At 42.2% G+C, this 21,776-nt stretch carries 12 protein-coding genes and 1 tRNA gene; 7 read left to right on the forward strand and 6 right to left on the reverse strand.

All coding sequences use genetic code 11. The features are described from left to right. Nucleotides 1–92: 92 nt before the first annotated feature. The 3 genes from N5O98_RS23370 to N5O98_RS23380 all read right to left on the reverse strand — a co-directional run bounded on the left by N5O98_RS23370 (nt 93) and on the right by N5O98_RS23380 (nt 3,517). Nucleotides 93–1,280: a low temperature requirement protein A gene (locus N5O98_RS23370; protein WP_004296480.1), complete on the reverse strand. Its 1,188-nt coding sequence runs from the start codon at nt 1,278–1,280 to the stop codon at nt 93–95. Nucleotides 1,281–1,343: 63 nt separating this feature from the next. Next, nucleotides 1,344–3,161: an arginine--tRNA ligase gene (argS, locus tag N5O98_RS23375; protein ID WP_004307873.1), complete on the reverse strand. Its 1,818-nt coding sequence runs from the start codon at nt 3,159–3,161 to the stop codon at nt 1,344–1,346. An 83-nt stretch (nt 3,162–3,244) separates the two neighbouring features. Next, nucleotides 3,245–3,517, reverse strand: coding sequence for an HU family DNA-binding protein (locus N5O98_RS23380; RefSeq protein WP_004296482.1), 273 nt, complete (start codon nt 3,515–3,517; stop codon nt 3,245–3,247). A 221-nt stretch (nt 3,518–3,738) separates the two neighbouring features. Between N5O98_RS23380 and N5O98_RS23385 the strand changes: the two genes are divergently transcribed. The 5 genes from N5O98_RS23385 (at nt 3,739) to secDF (ending at nt 11,697) form a co-directional block, all read left to right on the forward strand. Next, nucleotides 3,739–4,416: a rhomboid family intramembrane serine protease gene (locus tag N5O98_RS23385; protein WP_004307872.1), complete on the forward strand. Its 678-nt coding sequence runs from the start codon at nt 3,739–3,741 to the stop codon at nt 4,414–4,416. Further along, nucleotides 4,397–5,302: a rhomboid family protein gene (locus N5O98_RS23390; protein ID WP_022199564.1), complete on the forward strand. Its 906-nt coding sequence runs from the start codon at nt 4,397–4,399 to the stop codon at nt 5,300–5,302. The genes N5O98_RS23385 and N5O98_RS23390 overlap by 20 nt, the downstream gene beginning before the upstream one ends. Nucleotides 5,303–5,306: 4 nt before the next feature. Further along, nucleotides 5,307–6,392, forward strand: a complete 1,086-nt coding sequence (locus tag N5O98_RS23395; RefSeq protein WP_004296485.1) for an endonuclease/exonuclease/phosphatase family protein — start codon at nt 5,307–5,309, stop codon at nt 6,390–6,392. Nucleotides 6,393–6,423: 31 nt separating this feature from the next. Next, nucleotides 6,424–8,508: a M3 family metallopeptidase gene (locus tag N5O98_RS23400; protein WP_118161524.1), complete on the forward strand. Its 2,085-nt coding sequence runs from the start codon at nt 6,424–6,426 to the stop codon at nt 8,506–8,508. 165 nt (nt 8,509–8,673) lie between these two features. Continuing rightward, nucleotides 8,674–11,697 (forward strand): protein translocase subunit SecDF, encoded by a 3,024-nt coding sequence (gene secDF, locus N5O98_RS23405; protein WP_022199562.1) that lies wholly within the window; start codon nt 8,674–8,676, stop codon nt 11,695–11,697. 174 nt (nt 11,698–11,871) lie between these two features. Here secDF and N5O98_RS23410 read toward each other — a convergent pair. Continuing rightward, nucleotides 11,872–11,943, reverse strand: a tRNA-Arg gene (locus tag N5O98_RS23410). A 203-nt stretch (nt 11,944–12,146) separates the two neighbouring features. Here N5O98_RS23410 and N5O98_RS23415 point away from each other — a divergent pair. Both N5O98_RS23415 and N5O98_RS23420 read left to right on the forward strand, forming a co-directional pair. Next, nucleotides 12,147–13,997, forward strand: coding sequence for a 2-oxoacid:acceptor oxidoreductase subunit alpha (locus tag N5O98_RS23415; RefSeq protein ID WP_032848363.1), 1,851 nt, complete (start codon nt 12,147–12,149; stop codon nt 13,995–13,997). Between the two features lie 3 nt (nt 13,998–14,000). Further along, the gene (locus tag N5O98_RS23420; RefSeq protein ID WP_004302501.1) at nt 14,001–15,011 is read left to right on the forward strand and encodes a 2-oxoacid:ferredoxin oxidoreductase subunit beta; all 1,011 of its coding nucleotides are present in this window, start codon (nt 14,001–14,003) and stop codon (nt 15,009–15,011) included. A 103-nt stretch (nt 15,012–15,114) separates the two neighbouring features. On the opposite strand, the gene N5O98_RS23425 is transcribed toward N5O98_RS23420, so the two are convergent. Together N5O98_RS23425 and N5O98_RS23430 are read right to left on the reverse strand one after the other, a co-directional pair. Further along, entirely contained in the window at nt 15,115–17,115 is a 2,001-nt protein-coding gene (locus N5O98_RS23425; protein ID WP_004302502.1) for a RagB/SusD family nutrient uptake outer membrane protein, read from the reverse strand. Between the two features lie 11 nt (nt 17,116–17,126). Then, nucleotides 17,127–20,393, reverse strand: a complete 3,267-nt coding sequence (locus tag N5O98_RS23430) for a SusC/RagA family TonB-linked outer membrane protein (protein ID WP_022199561.1) — start codon at nt 20,391–20,393, stop codon at nt 17,127–17,129. Nucleotides 20,394–21,776 lie beyond the last annotated feature (1,383 nt).

Raw genomic sequence — 21,776 nt, forward strand, 5'->3', positions numbered from 1 at the left:
TACTCACCAAGAATTCGTGTGAACTGTGTTTTTATTTTAAGCCACAATATTATAGGATATAAGTATTATCCGTTATGAATGGGCTTTCATCATTAAATCTTCGGCTCCCATTTTATCTTAAAACCTTTATTAGGGAATAGCATATCAAACACAATCACGAATATAAAAACAGATGTTACCAAGATATTCATCGTCAATAAAGAAATGTGATAAGGCCAGGGAAGCAGTAAAGCCAAAGCTATTACAGCAATAATATGTGATAAAGGAAGCATACGGCACGTGACATATTTATAGATACTATTTGCCAGAATATAAACGATTGGTCCGATAATCAGAACAAAAACAACTTCCGCTCTCATTTCTTGTTCGGGATGGGCAACAATCAGTTCGTCTCCTACCGCACAAATAATCAATGCTCCCACCAGTACGATATGAATTGCATTATAAATCAACCCCAGCTTTCCGGGATCTTTCACTTCCTGTATTTTCCGACTACCGGCTTCACTGCTCACATCAAAGTAAACCCACCACATAGCCAAACTACCAATGAAAGATATGACAGCAGAAATAATCACGAGAGGCGTCCATTCTTCTACTTCACTCAAAGAAGCTCCTGTCATCAATAGAGTTTCTCCAAAAGCAATAATCACAAACAACTGGCAACGTTCCACCAAATGATGCCCTTCAATAGTCCATTCCTTGCTACTGTCCGAACGTCCCAGACGAGGTAAAGCAAATCCGTGCATCGGGGCTGTATAATCACAGATGGCGGCTATAATCCACAGTAGAATTTGCCATTCTCCCTGCAATATGGCACCCGTAATCCAAAAGACGGCAGATATACAGAACCAGCCCATAATTCGCTTAAAATTAGCAGCCAGATGATGATCTCCTAACACCCCGATAATATAAAGTGTTCTCCCTGCCTGTATCAGAACATAGCAGACAGCAAATATCAATCCCCGGTAAGTAAAGGCATAAGGAATAGCAGCCGCCATCACCAGCCCCACCAGCATACTGATAAAAAGAAGAATACGTATCGGCCGGGTATCCGGGTTGAACCAGTTAGTCACCCAGATGGTATGTTGCCACAACATCCAGACTGCAAACCACAGGATTGTTTCTTTCAATAATCCTTCCCAAGTGAGATTATGAAGCAAATAATGTGAAAGTTGCGTGACCGAGAAAACATAAATCAGGTCAAACAGCAGTTCGGAATAAGAGACAGTAGCAGTTTCCGTTTCTCTCTTCCGAAGCAATGGATGGGGGGAGTAAAACATACGAGGTTCCTTTTATATATATAAAAGAAACCCCGCAGAAGTCTATTTTGTTCAGAGAAAGTCTTACATTCTGGAAGGAACTTCGATACCCAGCAAATTCATTCCCAAGCGAACAACTTTAGCTACATTAGCAGACAGAGCGATACGGAATACTTTCACTGCCTCATTCTCTTCGCGCAGAATACTATAGTCATGATAGAACTGATTGTATTCTTTCACCAAGTCATAAGTATAATTAGCAATAATAGACGGGCTGTAATCTTCACCGGCTTGTTTTACAACAGCAGCAAAGTCGGCAACCATCTGAATCAGCCCTTCTTCCTTTTCACTCAATTCAATACCAGCCGGAATCTGTTCAGAAATTACGATACCTGATTCGGCAGCTTTCCGAAGTACAGACTGGATACGTGCATAAGTATATTGAATAAACGGACCTGTATTACCATTGAAGTCGATAGATTCTTTCGGATTGAATGTCATATTCTTACGGGCATCGACTTTCAGAATGAAATATTTCAATGCTCCCAGACCCACAATACGGGCAATATCATCAGCTTCTTCCTGTGTCAAACCATCCAGTTTGCCTAGTTCTTGTGAAGTTTCTTTAGCAGTGGCAATCATTTCCTCCATCAAGTCGTCAGCATCAACTACCGTACCCTCACGGGATTTCATCTTACCTTCCGGCAGTTCCACCATTCCGTAAGAGAAGTGTACCAGACTCTTACCCCATTCGAAACCAAGTTTATCGAGCAAGATAGAAAGCACCTGGAAGTGATAGTTCTGTTCGTTACCTACTACATAAATCATCTTATTAATCGGGTAATCGGCAAAACGAAGTTTAGCCGTACCGATATCCTGAGTCATGTAGACAGAAGTACCGTCACCACGGAGAAGGAGCTTATGATCCAGTCCTTCGGCAGTCAGGTCGGCCCATACGGAACCGTCTTCTTTCTTGTAGAAGAAACCTTTTTCCAGACCTTCCATTACTTTTTCTTTTCCTTCGAGGTAAGTATTGGATTCGTAATAGATCTTGTCGAAGCTGACACCCATCTTCTTGTAGGTTTCGTCGAATCCTGCATATACCCAGTTGTTCATCATTTCCCACAATCCGCGTACTTCCGGATCACCGGCTTCCCACTTCACCAACATTTCGCGGGCCTCCTGCATCAATGGAGATTCAGCTTCAGCCTTTGCTTTCGCTTCATCGCCACTCATTCCCTGCGCTGTAAATTTAGCCATCAGCTCCTTTACTTCCGCTTTATAATGCTTATCGAAAGATACATAATAATCACCTACCAGGTGGTCACCCTTCTTACCCGAAGTTTCAGGAGTTTCACCGTTTCCGTATTTCTTCCATGCCAGCATGGACTTACAGATGTGGATACCACGGTCGTTTACAATATTTGTTTTGACTACCTTATTGCCGTTTGCCGCTACAATGTTAGCCAATGCGTTGCCTAAAAGGTTATTACGCACGTGTCCCAAGTGAAGCGGTTTATTTGTATTCGGAGAAGAATACTCAATCATTACCAATGGAGAAGCGTCAGTGACCTGCATTAAGCCATACTGTTCATCTGCCTGAATCTCGTTCAGCAACTCAATCCATGTAGCCGATGCAATAGTCAGGTTCAAGAACCCTTTTATCACATTAAACGCTGCTACAGCCGGATCGTTTGCCTTCAGATATTCACCGATTTCCTGTGCCGTTTGCTCCGGTCCTTTTTTTGACATCTTCAGGAAAGGGAACACGACCAGTGTCAAATGTCCTTCAAATTCTTTCTTCGTTTTTTGCATCTGCACCATTTTTTCAGGGACTTCCTGACCGTAGAGTGCTTTCAGTCCGCTGATAACGGACGCTACAAGTTTATCTTCTATCTTCATAATCAAGTTATTTCTTGCGCGCAAAGATACAAAAAAAGGAGACGCATCGCGTCTCCTCTCCTAATTTCTTTCAACTATCTATCTTATTCAACAGCTGCAGATAATTCAGCACCAGCTTTAAATTTAGCTACTTTCTTAGCAGGAATAGTAATAGTTGCCTTTGTAGAAGGGTTAATACCAGTTCTTTCAGCTCTTTCGCTTACAGAGAAAGTACCAAAACCTACGAGAGATACTTTGTCACCAGCTTTCATAGCATTAGTAACTGAAGTGATGAAAGCATCAAGTGCTTTTTTTGCATCGGCTTTGCTCATTTGAGCTTCAGCAGCCATTGCACTAATAAGATCAGACTTATTCATAATACGTAAAATGATTAATTAATATATTTGTTACACAAAAGATTATCCCACAATGGATTGATTCCACAAATATAGCCGAACAAAACAACATATCAAATAAAAACATAAAAAAAACGCAGCAAATTATTGAAAAAGAGCTAATAGGAAGCGTTTTTCATGCTTTAAAACAGAATTTATTCGTACTTTTGCGTCTATTATCTAAATATTCAGAAATTAAAATGATGCCAACTGTAACTAAAAACCTGATAATTATCAATGTACTAGTATTTTTCGGGACAATCGTAGCCCAACGTTACGGCCTGGATTTAACGAATTATCTGGGATTACATTTTTTCCTCGCAAGTGACTTTAATCCGGCACAGCTTATCACTTATATGTTCATGCACGGCGGATTCAGCCACATTTTCTTTAATATGTTTGCCGTTTTTATGTTCGGACCGATTCTCGAACAAACCTGGGGACCCAAACGTTTCCTCTTTTACTATATTCTCTGCGGTATCGGTGCGGGACTTATCCAGGAAGGAGTGCAGTATATTCAATATGTGATAGAATATAGCCAACATACACAAGTAAATTTGATAGGCTATGGCGTTATTTCTATGGAGCAATACTTGAACATGTTGACCACCGTAGGTGCTTCGGGAGCCGTTTACGCCATATTGCTGGCATTTGGTATGCTATTTCCCAATAACCGACTGTTCATCTTTCCGCTGCCTTTCCCTATCAAAGCGAAGTTTTTCGTGATAGGATATGCCGCAATCGAATTATGGGCAGGGCTTGCCAACAGCACCGGAGATAATGTTGCTCACTTTGCTCACCTGGGAGGAATGTTATTCGGATTAATCCTGATTTTGTATTGGAGAAAAAAAAGCAATAACAATGGGACATATTATAGCTGATTTAAAGGAGACATTCAGAAGAGGAAATATTTTCATCCAACTGATTTATATCAACGTAGGCATCTTTCTGATCGGCACGTTGATTAACGTTTTCCTGCGACTGTTTGAAGTAAGTACCCCCGATATATTCGGTATATTTGCCCTGCCGGCATCCTTTATCGGGTTTATGCATCAACCGTGGTCGCTATTTACTTATATGTTTATGCATGCCGGTATCCTGCATATTCTATTCAATATGCTTTGGCTGTATTGGTTCGGAAGTTTGTTTCTCTACTTTTTCTCGGCCAAGCATTTAAGAGGACTATATGTATTAGGAGGTATCTGTGGAGGTTTACTGTATATGGTTGCCTACAATGTATTTCCTTTATTCAGTTCGCAAGTGGCGGGTGCAACATTGGTAGGAGCATCAGCTTCCGTATTAGCCATCGTAGCTGCTACGGCTTATCGTGAACCAAATTACAGGGTGCAACTTTTTCTTTTCGGTGCTATCCGTCTCAAATATCTGGCACTGGTTGTTATCGGAATCGATGTATTATCCATCACCTCAAGTAATGCCGGAGGACATATCGCCCACCTGGGCGGTGCTCTTGCAGGACTTTGGTTTGCCGCCAGCCTAAGTAAAGGAACTGATTTGACTTCCTGGATCAACTGGATTCTGGATGGTTTCGCCTCCTTGTTTCAAAAGAAAACATGGAAACGGAAACCGAAAATGAAGGTACACTATGGAAACAGTGCCACCGGTCGCAAGAAGGATTATGATTACAATGCCCACAAAAAAGCACAGTCAGATGAAGTGGACCGTATTTTGGAAAAACTAAAAAAATCCGGTTACGACAGTCTGACAACTGAAGAAAAGAAAAGCTTGTTCGACGCAAGCAAAAGATAAAAGAATGGAACATATTGGCAAATTTGTCGCATATCTGATACTTGCTGTCAACGCTCTCTTCGTGGGAACGTTGATATTAAGCGCTTATAGCCCTTACCTTAACCCGAAAATAAACCCACTTGCTTCCAGCTTGGGACTTGCATTTCCGATATTCCTGACGATTAATCTGATTTTTATCGGCTTCTGGGCATTTGTCAATTACCGCTATGCGCTCTTGCCTGCCATCGGTTTTCTAATTTGTATTCCGCAGATACGGACTTATATTCCTTTTAACTCCACCACTAAAACCATACCGGAAGGAAGCATCAAAATCCTATCCTACAACGTAATGAGTTTCAACAATTTGGAGAAGAAAGATGGAAAAAACCCGGTATTGTCTTATCTTGTAGATAGTAACGCCGATATTATCTGTCTGCAAGAATATAACACCGCTACCAACAAGAAATACCTGACGGAACAGGACATTAAAAAAGCATTGAAAGCCTATCCTTACCAATCCGTCCACCAACAAGGGAAAGGAGATGTGCAACTTGCCTGTTTCTCTAAGTTCCCCATACTCTCGATACATCCCATCGAATATGAAAGTAATTATAACGGCTCCATGAAATATGTACTGAATGTGAATAACGACACTCTTACATTAATCAACAACCACCTGGAATCCAACAAACTCACCAAAGAAGACAGAGGGATGTATGAGGATATGATTAAAGACCCGAATGCCAAGAAAGTAAAAACCGGACTTAGGCAATTAATAAGAAAACTGGCGGAAGCATCGGCTATCCGGGCTACACAAGCAGATTCTGTGGCTAAAACCATTGCAGAAAGTAAATATCCGACAACCATAGTATGCGGCGATTTCAACGACGGTTCTATCTCATATACCCATCGCATCCTGACTCAAAAACTAGACGATGCATTCACACAGTCCGGTAAAGGATTGGGTATTTCCTACAATCAGAACAAGTTCTATTTCCGCATAGACAATATCTTGATCAGCCCCAACCTGAAAGCCTACAATTGCACGGTAGACCGGTCTATCAAGGCATCAGACCATTACCCGATCTGGTGCTATATCAGTAAACGATAAGAACTGAAAACTCTAATAAAAAACACTTATGATGATTAAAAAGACACTAACCATTTTAGCAGTAAGTTGTATGATGTACTCCTGTGCTACGAAAACAGAAAGCAATCCTTTCTTTACAGAGTTTCAAACCGAGTATGGTGTTCCTTCTTTCGACAAGATTAAATTAGAGCACTATGAACCTGCCTTTCTAAAAGGTATAGAAGAACAGAATCAAAATATCGAAGCCATCATCGAAAGCCCGGAAATTCCGACATTCGAAAATACGATTGTGGCTTTGGATAACAGCGCACCCATCTTAGACCGGGTAAGCATCATTTTCTTCAATATGACAGATGCGGAAACTACTGATTCGCTGACCGCACTTTCCATCAAACTGGCACCGGTTCTTTCGGAACATAATGACAATATCTCCCTGAATGGGAAACTATTCAAACGGGTGAACGATGTCTACCAAAAGAAAGATTCATTGAACCTGACGTCGGAACAAGAACGTCTGCTGGACAAGACTTATAAAAGATTTATCCGCTCCGGAGCGAACCTTGGCGAAAAGGACCAAGCTCGCCTCCGCGAAATCAACAAGGAGCTTTCTACACTTGGCATCACTTTCAGCAACAATGTGCTGAATGAGAATAATGCCTTCCAACTTTTCGTTGACAAAGAAGAAGATCTGGCAGGATTGCCTGAATGGTTCCGCCAAAGTGCGGCCGAAGAAGCGAAAGCAGCCGGACAACCGGGAAAATGGTTGTTCACCCTGCACAATGCCAGCCGTCTGCCTTTCCTGCAATATTCTGAAAATCGCCCGCTCCGGGAGCAAATATACAAAGCTTATATCAACCGCGGCAACAACAACGACGGGAACGATAACAAGGAAAACATCCGCAAGATCGTTTCTCTCCGCCTGGAAAAAGCGAACTTATTAGGTTTCGACTGTTATGCAAACTTCGTCCTGGATGAAACCATGGCAAAGAACGCCAACAACGTAATGAGCCTTTTAAATAACCTCTGGAGCTATGCACTGCCAAAAGCAAAAGCAGAAGCTGGCGAACTCCAGAAGTTAATGGACAAGGAAGGAAAAGGAGAAAAACTGGAAGCATGGGACTGGTGGTATTATACCGAAAAACTACGGAAAGAAAAATACAACCTGTCTGAAGAGGATACAAAACCTTACTTCAAACTGGAGAATGTACGCGATGGCGCTTTCGCCGTAGCCAACAAATTATATGGCATCACCCTAAGCAAACTGGAAGGCATACCAACTTATCACCCTGATGTAGAAGTCTTTGAAGTGAAAGACGCAGACGGTTCCCAGCTCGGTATCTTCTATGTAGACTATTTCCCACGTCCCGGGAAAAGCGGTGGTGCATGGATGAGCAACTATCGTGAGCAACACGGAACAACCCGTCCGTTAGTATGCAACGTTTGCAGCTTTACCAAGCCGGTAGGCGACACCCCCTCTTTATTGACCATGGATGAAGTGGAAACCCTGTTTCACGAATTTGGTCACGCCCTGCACGGACTGCTGACAAAATGCGAATACAAAGGAACATCGGGAACCAACGTGGTACGCGACTTTGTAGAGCTTCCTTCTCAAATCAACGAACACTGGGCGACTGAACCCGAAGTGCTGAAAATGTATGCCAAACATTATCAGACAGGAGAAGTGATACCCGACGAAATCATCGAGAAGATACTGCAACAGAAAACTTTCAACCAGGGCTTCATGACCACCGAATTACTGGCCGCCGCCATCCTCGACATGAACCTGCACACGATAACAGATGTAAAGAATCTGGATATGCTTGCATTCGAAAAAGAAGCGATGGACAAGCTTAATTTGATTCCCGAAATAGCACCGCGTTATCGCGTGACTTACTTTAATCATATCATTGGCGGATACGCAGCCGGATACTATAGTTACCTATGGGCCAACGTATTGGACAATGATGCTTTCGAAGCTTTCAAAGAACATGGTATTTTTGATAAAAACACCGCCGACCTGTTCCGCCATAACGTATTGGAGAAGGGAGACAGCGAAGACCCGATGGTGCTTTATAAGAATTTCCGTGGAGCGGAACCAAGCCTGGAACCACTACTGAAAAACAGAGGAATGAAATAATTCAGCAAAAAAGCCCTTAAACATCAAATATTTGAGGGCTTATTACACATGAATGTGAAAAAAAAACTATATTTGCAGCCTTGTATGCGGCAAAAAGAACTTGTGTACGACAGAATTTAACTGAAAATTAAATTAAAAAAGTAATCATCATAAATTAAAAGTAAAATGCAAAACAAAGGATTTGTAAAGGTTTTTGCGGTATTACTCACACTGGTATGTGTGTTCTATCTCTCCTTCTCCTTCGTAACACGCCATTATACCAACAAGGCGAAAGAAATTGCGAACGGCGACCCGAAAGTGGAACAAGACTACCTCGACTCTCTCTCCAATGAGAAAGTGTGGTTGGGTAACTGGACGCTGAAACAATGTCGTGAGATGGAGATTAGTTTAGGTTTGGACCTAAAAGGTGGTATGAACGTTATCCTTGAAGTTTCTGTACCTGATGTTATCAAAGCACTGGCTGACAACAAGCCGGATGAAGCTTTCAACAATGCATTGGCAGAAGCTGCAAAACAGGCTGTAAACAGCCAGGATGATATCATCACGCTATTTGTCAGAGAATACCACAAAGCTGCTCCTAACGCAAAACTTTCCGAACTCTTCGCAACACAACAGTTGAAAGACAAAGTTAACCAGAAATCATCGGATGCAGAAGTTGAAAAAGTATTGAGAGCAGAAGTAAAAGCTGCTGTTGAAAACTCATATAACGTACTTCGTACACGTATCGACCGTTTCGGTGTTGTTCAGCCGAATATCCAGAGCCTGGAAGACAAAATGGGTCGTATCATGGTGGAATTGCCGGGTATCAAAGAGCCGGAACGTGTGAGAAAACTTCTCCAAGGTTCTGCTAACCTAGAATTCTGGGAAACTTATACAGCTAAAGAAGTTCTTCCTGCCATGCAATCTGCTGATGCTAAATTGCGTGCTGTATTAGCGCAGGAGACAGATGCAGACTCTACCGCTGTAGATTCCACCAAAGAAGCTCCGCTTGCAGAAGCTACTCCGGCCAAGAAAAGCGTAAGTGCTGCCGACAGTCTTGCTGCTGCCCTGAAAGGAGATGCTACAACTACTGAAGATAATTCAACAGCTAACCTGGCAGAAATTAAAAAGCAATACCCTCTGTTGGCTATCCTGCAGTTGAACTCTAGCGGACAAGGTCCTGTGATCGGTTACGCTAACTACAAAGACACTGCTGATATCAACAAATATCTGGCTATGCCGGAAGTTAAAGCAGAACTCCCGAAAGACCTTCGTTTGAAATGGGGTGTTTCTCCTTCTGAATTTGACAAGAAAGGACAGACGTTCGAATTATATGCTATCAAGTCTACCGAACGCAACGGTAAAGCTCCGTTGGAAGGTGATGTAGTAACAGACGCGAAAGATGAATTCGACCAATACAGCAAACCGGCTGTCAGCATGACAATGAACTCTGACGGTGCACGTCGTTGGGCACAGCTGACCAAACAGAACATCGGTCGTTCTATCGCTATCGTTCTTGACAACTATGTATATTCTGCACCAAACGTAAACTCTGAAATCACAGGTGGACGTTCACAGATTACAGGTCATTTCACTCCTGAACAGGCAAAGGACTTAGCAAACGTATTGAAATCAGGTAAGATGCCGGCTCCGGCTCACATCGTACAGGAAGATATCGTTGGTCCATCATTGGGTCAGGAATCTATCAATGCAGGTGTATTCTCATTCGTAGTGGCTCTGATTCTGTTGATGATCTATATGTGTATGATGTACGGCTTCATACCGGGTATGATTGCCAATGGTGCATTGTTCCTGAACTTCTTCTTCGTATTAGGTGTCCTCTCCTCCTTCCAGGCAGCATTGACAATGTCCGGTATTGCCGGTATGGTGTTGTCACTAGGTATGGCAGTGGATGCGAACGTACTTATCTACGAACGTACTAAAGAAGAACTTCGTGCCGGTAAAGGTGTGAAGAAAGCACTTGCTGACGGTTATTCCAACGCATTCTCCGCTATCTTCGACTCGAACCTGACATCCATCATCACAGGTGTCATTCTGTTTAACTTCGGTACCGGTCCGATCCGTGGTTTTGCTACGACATTGATTATCGGTATTCTAGTATCCTTCTTCACCGCTGTGTTCATGACCCGTATAGTTTACGAACACTTCATGAACAAGGACAAACTATTGAACCTTACATTCACAACCCCTGTTTCAAGAAACTTGATGACCAACACACGTTTTGATTTTATGGGAACAAACAAAAAATCCCTTATCATCACTGTAGCCATCATCCTCGTTTGTATCGGTTCATTTGCCATGCGCGGTTTAAGCCAGAGTATCGACTTTACCGGTGGACGTAACTTCAAGGTACAGTTCGAGAATCCGGTAGAACCCGAACAGATTCGTGAATTGATCTCCAGCAAGTTCGGTGATGCTAACGTTAGTGTTATCGCTATCGGTACAGATAAGAAAACTGTACGTATCAGCACCAACTACCGTATTGAAGATGCAGGAAACGATGTTGACTCTCAAATCGAAGCATATTTATATGAGACTTTGAAACCTGTGCTGACTCAAAACATCACTCTAGCTACCTTTATCGACCGTGACAATCACACTGGTGGTAGTATTGTAAGTTCTCAAAAAGTGGGTCCGAGTATCGCAGACGATATCAAAACAGGTGCCATCTATTCCGTAGTACTGGCTTTGATCGCTATCGGTCTGTATATCTTAATCCGTTTCCGTAACATCGCATATAGTATTGGCTCTATCGTAGCTCTATCATGCGATACCATCATGATTATCGGTGCTTACTCATTGTTATGGGGTATCGTTCCATTCTCACTGGAAATTGACCAAACGTTTATCGGTGCTATCCTGACAGCTATCGGTTACTCTATCAATGACAAGGTGGTAATCTTCGACCGTGTACGTGAATTCTTCGGCCTGTATCCAAAACGTGACAAACGTCAGTTGTTCAATGATTCATTGAATACTACACTTGCACGTACTATCAATACATCATTAAGTACATTGATCGTATTGCTGTGTATCTTCATCCTTGGCGGTGATTCAATCCGCAGCTTTGCATTCGCAATGATCTTGGGTGTTGTTATCGGTACATTGTCATCACTGTTCATTGCATCTCCGATTGCATACAACATGATGAAGAACAAAAAAGTCGTACCAGTAACTACGGAAGAATAATAAATTCCAGAAATAGAAAAAGCCTCTTCCGAACATTCGGTAGAGGCTTTTTCTATTGATTATTAAAACAAATAGAAGCTATAAGACGTTCATCTTAAAAGAAGCCATTGTTAAACTTAAAACCAGATACGATATGAAAGCAAAACAAAACAACTTCTCACAGATTCTTCGTAGTAGCCTCGAGGGGAATCGAACCCCTATCTAAAGTTTAGGAAACTTCTATTCTATCCGTTGAACTACAAGGCCGCTTCAAATTTGCTTGCAAAGATAACGGTTTCTGTCGATTTAACAAGAATAAAAATACAGGTTCCTTTCAGATATTTCAAATATTTGGCGTCAATAGGACAATAAAGTTCGATTTATTTTGATAATTCGATTAACTTTCCGACCTTTGCGCTCACAAATTGAAAGTAAAATCAGTTTTTAAATTAAATATAGTAATTAAAGTTATGGCAGACGAAATGATGGTTAAAGAATTGGAGGAAGTAGTAGTACGTTTCTCCGGCGACTCCGGCGACGGTATGCAGCTGGCCGGCAACATCTTCTCGAACGTGTCGGCTACGGTAGGAAATGACATCTGTACATTCCCTGACTATCCGGCAGACATCCGCGCCCCGCAAGGTTCACTGACCGGTGTTTCCGGTTTTCAGGTCCACATCGGTGCCGGACAGGTTTACACTCCCGGAGACCGTTGCCACGTGTTGGTGGCTATGAATCCTTCCGCACTGAAAACACAAATCAAATTCTGTAAACCGCAAGGACTTATCATTACCGACTCCGACTCATTCGAAGCCAGAGATTTGGAAAAGGCACAATTCAAGACCGACAATCCTTTTGAAGAATTAGGCATAAAACAGGAAGTACTTGAAGTTCCCATCTCTTCCATGTGCAAAGAGAGCCTGAAAGACTCCGGACTAGACAATAAATCAGCACTCCGTTGTAAGAACATGTTCGCACTCGGACTGGTTTGCTGGCTGTTCAACCGTAACCTTGCCGCTGCTGAAAAAATGCTGCGTGAGAAATTCGCCAAGAAGCCCGAAATTGCAGAAGCTAATATTAAGGTATTAAACGATGGTTTCAACTATGGTGCCAACACACATGCTTCTGTCTCTACTTATAAGATTGAAAGTAAAGCTCCGAAATCAAAAGGACTTTATACAGATATCAACGGAAATAAAGCAACTGCTTATGGCTTGATTGCTGCTGCCGAGAAAGCAGGTCTGGAACTCTACTTGGGTTCTTATCCTATCACTCCGGCCACTGATATTCTGCACGAATTAGCTAAACATAAATCACTGGGAGTAAAAACCGTACAGTGCGAAGATGAAATCGCGGGTTGTGCTTCTGCCGTTGGTGCCGCTTTTGCCGGTGCTTTGGCTGTAACGACTACTTCCGGGCCCGGTGTTTGTTTGAAGAGTGAGGCCATGAACCTTGCTGTAATTGGCGAACTTCCATTAGTGATTGTAAATGTGCAACGTGGCGGTCCGTCAACAGGTTTGCCTACTAAATCAGAACAGACAGACTTATTGCAAGCTCTTTACGGACGTAATGGTGAAAGCCCGATGCCGGTGATTGCCGCAACTTCACCAACGAACTGTTTTGATGCCGCATACATGGCATGTAAGATTGCTCTGGAACACATGACTCCGGTTGTATTACTGACGGATGCTTTCGTAGCCAACGGCTCGGCAGCTTGGAAACTTCCTAACTTAAATGAATATCCTGCCATCAATCCTCCATACGTGACTCCGGACATGGCTGGTAACTGGACTCCATACCAACGCAATGAAGAAACCGGTGCACGTTACTGGGCAATTCCGGGAACTGAAGGATTCATGCACCGCATCGGTGGTCTTGAAAAGAGCAATGAAACAGGTGCGATCTCTACCGAACCAGAAAACCATAATAAGATGGTTCATCTCCGCCAAACTAAAGTAGATAAAATTGCAGACTATATCCCCGAACTCGAAGTACTGGGTGATGAAGATGCAGATTTACTGATTGTTGGCTGGGGCGGCACGTATGGGCATCTCCGTCTGGCTATGGACTTTATGCGCGATCATGGAAAGAAAGTGGCTTTCGCACACTTCCAATACATCAACCCGTTGCCGAAGAATACAGCCGATGTATTGCGTAAATACAAGAAGATCGTAGTAGCTGAACAGAATTTGGGACAATTCGCAGGTTATTTACGGATGAAGATACCCGGATTGAACATCAGCCAGTTCAACCAAGTGAAAGGACAGCCTTTCGTTACGAGAGAATTGATAGATGCATTCACTAAATTATTGGAGGAATAAAAGATGAGCGATAAAGTATATACCGTACAAGATTATAAATCAGGCCAACCTCGCTGGTGTCCGGGATGCGGTGACCACGCTTTCCTGAACTCACTGCACAAAGCTATGGCCGAACTGGGAGTAGCTCCGCACAATATTGCCGTCATTTCCGGTATCGGTTGTTCTTCCCGCCTGCCCTACTATGTAAATACGTATGGCTTCCACACGATTCACGGACGTGCCGCTGCTGTTGCAACAGGTGCAAAAGTGGCCAACCCTGATTTGACGATCTGGCAAATTTCCGGTGACGGTGACGGTCTGGCAATTGGTGGTAACCACTTCATCCACGCATTACGCCGTAACATTGATTTGAATATGATCCTGCTGAACAACCGCATCTACGGTTTGACAAAGGGACAATATTCACCGACTTCGGAGCGTGGACTTGTAACTAAATCATCTCCTTACGGTACCGTAGAAGATCCATTCCATCCGGCAGAACTTGCTTTTGGTGCCCGTGGACATTTCTTTGCACGTTGTATTGCAGTAGACGGTGCCGCTTCTGTAGAGGTATTGAAAGCTGCCGCTAATCACAAAGGCGCCTCTGTTGTAGAAGTTCTGCAAAACTGCGTGATCTTCAACGATGGAACTCATGCTTCTGTAGCCACCAAAGAAGGACGTGCCAAGAACGCTATCTATCTGGAACATGGCAAACCCATGTTGTTCGGTGAAAACAAGGAATTCGGATTGATGCAGGAAGGTTTCGGACTGAAAGTGGTGAAACTTGGTGAGAATGGTATCACAGAAAAGGATATTCTTATTCACGATGCTCACTGCCAAGATAATACGCTTCAATTGAAACTGGCGTTAATGGAAGGTCCTGATTTCCCGATTGCACTCGGTGTGATCCGCGATGTAGATGCTCCAACTTACAATGATGCTGTAATTGGACAGATTGAAGAAATCAAAGGCAAGAAGAAATATCATAATTTCCAGGAATTGCTAATGACTAATGATACTTGGGAAGTGAAGTAATTCACCACTTCAATCCATAAAATAATAAAGGCGTAGACAAGAGAATCAACTCTCTTTCTACGCCTTTCATTCTTTCTATCGTGTAACCTATATTTATATCAACCTATTCGAGAGCAGTGCCACCCACTTTTTCCGGCCAATACGGATTCTGATAAATAACAGAATTATCTGTACTATTATCAGGAGACGCAAGTCTCATTTCATTAATAGCAACCGGACTCAAATAGTTGGCTTTAGCCCAAGAATATCCATCATATACCTGATTATTGATTCTCACCTTGCTAAAAGGACGAATATACTTGAATGCTCTGGAGGAAATATTAGAAGTAGCATCATCCGGATCATCTTTTAAAGTAACGTCTTCCGGAAGTTCATAAGTTTTATAAGCCTCTTCCCAAAAGTTATACCCTTCAGGAATAAACTTATTAGTAAGTACGCCATCCCAAGCTCTCCAACGCACCAGGTCATCCCAACGCATTCCTTCGCCAATAAACTCGCAACGACGTTCGCGACGGATATTATATAAGGTAGCATCCACTTCATACGAACCGGGATGAGCGGCCAAATCCGTCTCCTTATTCATATCGGTATTGTCAATGGTTGTCTGGAAATTGCCTGTAATGCCTGCCCGATTGCGTACTGCATCCCAATAGCTTTTCGCTTTACCGTCTACCTTATTATTACGCAAATAGTAGGCTTCCAGATAATTCAGATAAGCTTCGACACCACGAAAGATAATGCACCCTGTAGTCGATTGCGACTGACCGGAAATAATCTGCTTATTATTATATGTCAAGCATTTCCGAATCCGATACCCGGTATTATCAGATGTTTGGGCTTCCAATGATATAATATTAGGTTGTTTGAATTCTTTAAGTGCAGGTTCTTCTGTCGAACTGGATGGAAGCAAATCCTTCTCGCCCAAAACAAACATTTGCAGACGCAGATCACGATTCTCTTTCACATCCATGATAGTTTTGTCACCTTTATATTCATCTCCTGCTGCATAATAGGGAAGTCCGTCTTTCATGACAAAACAGTCTACAAAGCTCTTCAGCATACCATTATTACCTCCAGTAAAAATATAAGCCGGTGTGCCATGCGTGATTGACACGCCACCACCATTCATATATTGCTTCCAGAAAAGAACTTCGGAATAACTACTCATATCTTCTTCCGCAAACATCTCGAAATATGGATTCCAGCCAACAATCCCCGATATGTTTTTCGGATTGGTCAGACCGGTATTATTGGTCAAAGTAATATCATCAGCCACCTGTTCCGCTGCTTTCATAGCCTCATCCAGAAAGAAATTGATTTCATTATCCATGTTCGTGGAGAAATCGGTATGTATTCTCTTACCCGGCCAGGTTGCATCCCCCGGCACACGCCCTGTTCCCTTATGATACTTTTCAAACGTAGCCTCATACAAAGCAACGCGCGACTTTATCAATAACGCGCAATTCTTTGTTAATCGCGTTTTGTTTCCTGAAATATCATCCACCATATATTTGGCGGCGGAATCGAGCTGATTGATGATAAAACGAGCTACGAGATTACGCGGCTGACGAACAGATTTCTCTGTCAAAACAGACTGATTATCCGGCAATACTTCGGTTATAATTGGAAAATCTCCGAATGATTTCAGTTTACTGTAATAAATCCATGCACGGATAAAGTACATTTCGCCGACATAGTGAAGAATCTGTTCACAATTGCCCTCAATCTTGCCTGCCTCGAATTTAGGAAGCACATTTTCGAAGAAATAATTGCAATAGCGAATTTGAGTAAAATCCCAGCCACCTCCAGTATTAGGAACACGCCACTGACCTTTCTCAAAATAGGTGGAAGAATATCCTCCGGCTACCATATTATCTGTATTCTGGTCATTGTTCACTGTACCGACTCCATATCCACCATGCGTTGAAAAGATGTTGTTGTACTGCGAAATACTATATGCAGCCAAGTGGTCCGTCGTATTAAAATACTCTTGCGGAGTCACCTGATCCAGAGGCGCCATATCCAGAAAATCATTACAAGATGTAAGCGACCACGTAGCTCCTGCCATCAAGATTGTTTGTAATATAATATGTTTCAGTTTCATAAGCCTTAAAATTAGAAGTTAACATTTAAACCTACCGAGATGGTGCGCTGCAACGGATAGAGTTTACCATTATTCGCATCATAAGTGCTTTCCAAAGCCTCCGGGTCGAAAATCTTGGACATATGAGAGAATGTCAACAGATTGTCACCTGACACGTATACTCGAACTGAAGACATTCCGGCTTTATTTGTCCATTGCTTGGGCAATGTATAGCCTATCTGAACATTCTTAATACGGCAGTAAGCTGCATTCTGAATATAGCGGCTCTGCACTGCCATGTTTCTCGAATCACTTTTCAATACGCGTGGATAATAGGCATTTGTATTAGCACCCAACGGGTCACCCTCCGGACGCCAGAAGTCCCAATGTTCCTTAAATCCGGTAGCCTGCCATTCGTCCACTCCATTGGCTCCCCAGAAATAGGGGCCGCTCAACACATAATCGCGCTTGGCCACTCCTTGCAGAAATATGCGGAAATCGACACCTTTCCATGCTGCATCCAACGTGATACCATATTTAAATCGAGGTGTATTATTGCCCAAAATCACACGGTCACCGGGTTTCTCTGTGGTATTTTCACCTGTCGAGATCACTCCATCGCCGTCTACATCCTTATACATGATATCACCTGCTCCCCACTTGCTTCCCAAAGAAGACTGATCCACTTTGGCCAAGTGAGCGTCCATCTCTTCCTGTGATTGTGCGATACCTACCGTTTCATATCCCCAGATTTCTCCTTTCATCATTCCCGGATAATATGCTTTGGAAAGTTTGTTGTTTTCATTCGGATAGCGAGTGATTTTCTGTTGGTCATCGGCTAACGTAAATTTAGCACCATAAGAGAAATCACCAATCATATCTCTCCACCCCAGTTCCAGCTCAAAACCATAGGATTTCATATCGGAATTGTTGATTTTCGGAGGAGTAGCACCCAGTACGGAAGACAATTCCGGAGCCGGGCCAATCATATCATACGTCCAACGCACAAAGTAGTCGAACGAACCGGTCAAGCGATTATTAAACAGCCCCCAGTCCAAACCGATATCCCAGGTTTCAATCGTTTCCCAAGTCTTCAAGCTGGAGACGATACCGGGTAGGCTTGCATAATTCGGTCTTTTTCCATTCACCAACCAGTTATAATCAGTGCCTTGTGGCATCGTCTGATAGAAAGGATACCATGCATCCTTAGTATCCGTATTACCCAACTGCCCCCATGAACCTCTTAATTTCAATACATCAATATGAGCTTTATCGGCTATATTCCTGAAGAAATCTTCACGTGCTATATTCCATCCGACTGACAATGACGGGAAAAATCCCCAACGCTTGTCATTAATGAAACGGGACGAACCGTCATAACGACCGTTCAACTCTATCAAATAGCGTTCTTTATAATTATAGTTGATACGCCCGAAGAATCCGGCTACCCCATTGTGTGCATATCCACCGGAAGTAGTAGGAGATTCCGTTGCTGTATTCAGTGTAGGCACAGAATTGGAGATCAGCGTATTCTTCTGCCCCGACAAACTTCTTGTCTTATACAACTCCGCATTAAAACCTGCCATCACTTTAAAGTAATGACCGCTTTCATATTGTTTAAAATAATCGGAATAGATATTCGTGCTGTAATAATTCTCTTTATAATTATATTCGTTCACAACGGAACTGCCGGCTCCATAACTTCCCCATGGTATAGAATACGGATTACCGTCACCGTCATGAGAGAAGATAGGTAATACTTCCCAATGTTCATTTTTGTTTTCCGTTCTTAGAGCACCCTCGATATTAATTGTCCAGTTCTTGACCGGTTCAAACACAAACTGCAACTGTTGAGTATTCAAGTCTTTCTGGTTGGTTTGTCGGCCACCATCCTCCAATTCTGTAATTTCCACACCATTCATGGGATAGCCATTAGGATCGTAAGCCGGACAGGTGGGCCAGCGGCGAGCGATATTATGGAAGAATAGCCCGGTCAGATAAGAGGGTCGGTCAAAGTCCTCACGTGTCCATTTGGTAGAATAGTTCACTCTGAACCAATCTGTGATCTGCGCTGTAATGGTGCTGTTCATTGTATAACGTTGCAAATTATCTTCACCATGCCGCAACAGACCGTTCTGGTCCATAAAACTACCGCTCAATGAAAATTGGATTTTCTCATTACCTCCCGAAATACTTAGATTATGTTCTTGAGATGGCACCCAGTCATTGTAGAATTCTTTAAACCAATCCGTATTGGCATTCGCTCCGCCATAATTGTTCCAACGGTTATTATTCGTATTCAGTGTTGTGACGGATGTTATCTTTCCCTCCTGATAATCTTTTATTTTCTGTAACTGCTCGGATGAGAACGGAGCCTCACCGGATCTGCCCGCATTCTCTGCGGCACGATTAAAGTACTGTGCAAAAGTATATGAGTCCATCATTTCAGGCACTGATACCGCGTCGCTGAAACGGACATTTCCATTATAACTGACTCTGGCTTTACCCGCTTTCCCTTTCTTGGTCTGAATCAGAATAACACCAAAAGCAGCACGCGCTCCATAAATAGAGGCAGAAGCAGCGTCTTTCAAAACAGAAACCGTTTCTATATCATTCGGATTCAACGAATTAAGATTACCTTCGATACCGTCAATCAACACAAGTGGAGACGACCCGGAACCATCACCGATTGTTCCTGCACCACGAATATTAAAACTCATCGAACCATCCAAGGCTCCACCTTCACTTCCTACCGTGAAGTTCAAGCCTGGCACTGTACCCTGTAGGGCCTGCGCCACATTGGTTACAGGACGTGCAGCCAACACTTTCGCATCGACCATACCTACCGCACCGGTTACATTTACTTTTTTTTGTGTTCCGTAGCCTACAACGACTACTTCGTCGAGCTGTTCCGAATCTTCTTTCATAACGATATTAAGGGGTGTCCCATCAGCTTTCACGGTAATAGTTTTATAACCAATAAACGAAAGTGAGAGAACTGCTCCTTTGGGGGAATCGATAGAGAAGCGTCCGTTGAGATCAGTAACAGTACCTGTGGCAGTACCTTGCACCTTTACAGAGACTCCAATAAGAGGTTCTCCGTTTTCATCCACTACAACACCTGTAGTCTTTACTTTTTGCTGCTGTATATCAGTAGTTTCCTGTGTTTCATTAGTATTAGCTACTGCTTGCATAGGTTGTGTGCACCATAACAATAAAGTAGCAACTGCTGCTATTTTCAGGCAACGTGTTCCCCGTCCTTCCATAAAGGCCGGGCATCGGTTAGTTTTTCTTGTCATACTTTAATTTATTCAGTTAGACATTAGTAAGTTAGAATTTCTAAGGTTTTATGGTGCCTTCATATATTATTTGACACCATGTTTCAGGCAATTTGTGTGTTTAGTTTTCCATAGGCTTTTCTATTTTTATCTTAGGTTAATACTTGCCAGAGTTCTTAACGAACTTGGTTTTACCTATGCTTGGAAACACAACTTGGAAGGACATTTTAGATAAAACAGTCATCCATACACTCGCACCGCTTTGAGTTTGAGACGATTTGTATGTAAATTGCTATATAATAAATACTTATTTTGATACCAAAGGCAAGTTGATAAAACTGTTATCCCATTTTGTTGCCAGAAAACACAACAATCCAGCTATCCCGTTTTAAAATATTTTAGTAGATTTACTTGCGTAATATTTCATTTTATTCTACTTTTGCTTCACCATAATGATATTCTAAACGATTCTTTTGTTGTTATTAAGAATTAAAAATAATAAGGCATTCGTTTTCATATCAAAATAAAACCAAGTTCGTTAAGAACTCGGTTTTCATTTCTCTCCTTCTCTAATCGATATTGCAATATACACTACTCATTTCCTTTGACTAAATAACACCTATTTATCAATATCATTAACTTTATGGATAGAGAACTGATGATAAGAAGCTATTTTAACAGGTACTTATTTATAAATAAAAAATGGAGAAGGATGGAGAAAAGGGTAGAAAACTGGAACCAGGTTCATAGCTATAAACTCAACACTAAATTTCTGAAAACGAATATACAACTATTAAGAAGCATTTAGAAGGTTCACAGGTTTCACCTTCAGCTGAACAGCTATGAGTCAACGGTTTACAGTGACATAAAGCACAAAATACAGAAGAAAGTATCCTTCACCTCCTTCACCATGTAGAGTCTTTCATATAGATTAAGGACATATATATCCAATATACAGGGCATATATGCGCAACGTGTTGGATATATATGTCCAACACGTTGCGTATATATACTCTACAATTCAGGTATTAATATCCTAGAGATAGAGTATTAGTGTCTGATTACTTAGGTGCTAATTTCCGGTTGACGGCAGTTTTATTTTGTTTTAAACCTGCAAACAGTTTGTTTCAAGCGTATGAAACAAATAGTTTCCCGCCTTGAAACAGATTGTTTACCGGCATGAACAAGACATTTGATGCATGGATTCTACAAATTACTACATAGTCTTCTATAAATATGCCAAGATTCTTACACACGAGACAGCGTGTGAGATAAAGGTATCTTACGTAAGCGTCTCCGCGATTCTATCTTGTCGGCCTTTTTTCATTCTTATATTTTTGCTATGTATAAAAATGAAGCATTATGGATTTAGCAGAAAATCGATTTGGAAAAACTTGGAAACAT

The sequence above is a fragment of the Bacteroides sp. LFL-34 genome, assembly GCF_027257075.1.
GTDB classification, from domain to species: Bacteria; Bacteroidota; Bacteroidia; order Bacteroidales; family Bacteroidaceae; genus Bacteroides; species Bacteroides ovatus.

Excerpts from the sequence above, each read along its gene's own strand:
- N5O98_RS23370 (WP_004296480.1), bottom strand. The coding sequence starts at position 1,280 with ATGTTTTACTCCCCCCATCCATTGCTTCGGAAGAGAGAAACGGAAACT.
- argS (WP_004307873.1), bottom strand. The coding sequence starts at position 3,161 with ATGAAGATAGAAGATAAACTTGTAGCGTCCGTTATCAGCGGACTGAAA.
- N5O98_RS23380 (WP_004296482.1), bottom strand. The coding sequence starts at position 3,517 with ATGAATAAGTCTGATCTTATTAGTGCAATGGCTGCTGAAGCTCAAATG.
- N5O98_RS23385 (WP_004307872.1), top strand. The coding sequence starts at position 3,739 with ATGCCAACTGTAACTAAAAACCTGATAATTATCAATGTACTAGTATTT.
- N5O98_RS23390 (WP_022199564.1), top strand. The coding sequence starts at position 4,397 with ATGGGACATATTATAGCTGATTTAAAGGAGACATTCAGAAGAGGAAAT.
- N5O98_RS23395 (WP_004296485.1), top strand. The coding sequence starts at position 5,307 with ATGGAACATATTGGCAAATTTGTCGCATATCTGATACTTGCTGTCAAC.
- N5O98_RS23400 (WP_118161524.1), top strand. The coding sequence starts at position 6,424 with ATGATTAAAAAGACACTAACCATTTTAGCAGTAAGTTGTATGATGTAC.
- secDF (WP_022199562.1), top strand. The coding sequence starts at position 8,674 with ATGCAAAACAAAGGATTTGTAAAGGTTTTTGCGGTATTACTCACACTG.
- N5O98_RS23415 (WP_032848363.1), top strand. The coding sequence starts at position 12,147 with ATGGCAGACGAAATGATGGTTAAAGAATTGGAGGAAGTAGTAGTACGT.
- N5O98_RS23420 (WP_004302501.1), top strand. The coding sequence starts at position 14,001 with ATGAGCGATAAAGTATATACCGTACAAGATTATAAATCAGGCCAACCT.
- N5O98_RS23425 (WP_004302502.1), bottom strand. The coding sequence starts at position 17,115 with ATGAAACTGAAACATATTATATTACAAACAATCTTGATGGCAGGAGCT.
- N5O98_RS23430 (WP_022199561.1), bottom strand. The coding sequence starts at position 20,393 with ATGACAAGAAAAACTAACCGATGCCCGGCCTTTATGGAAGGACGGGGA.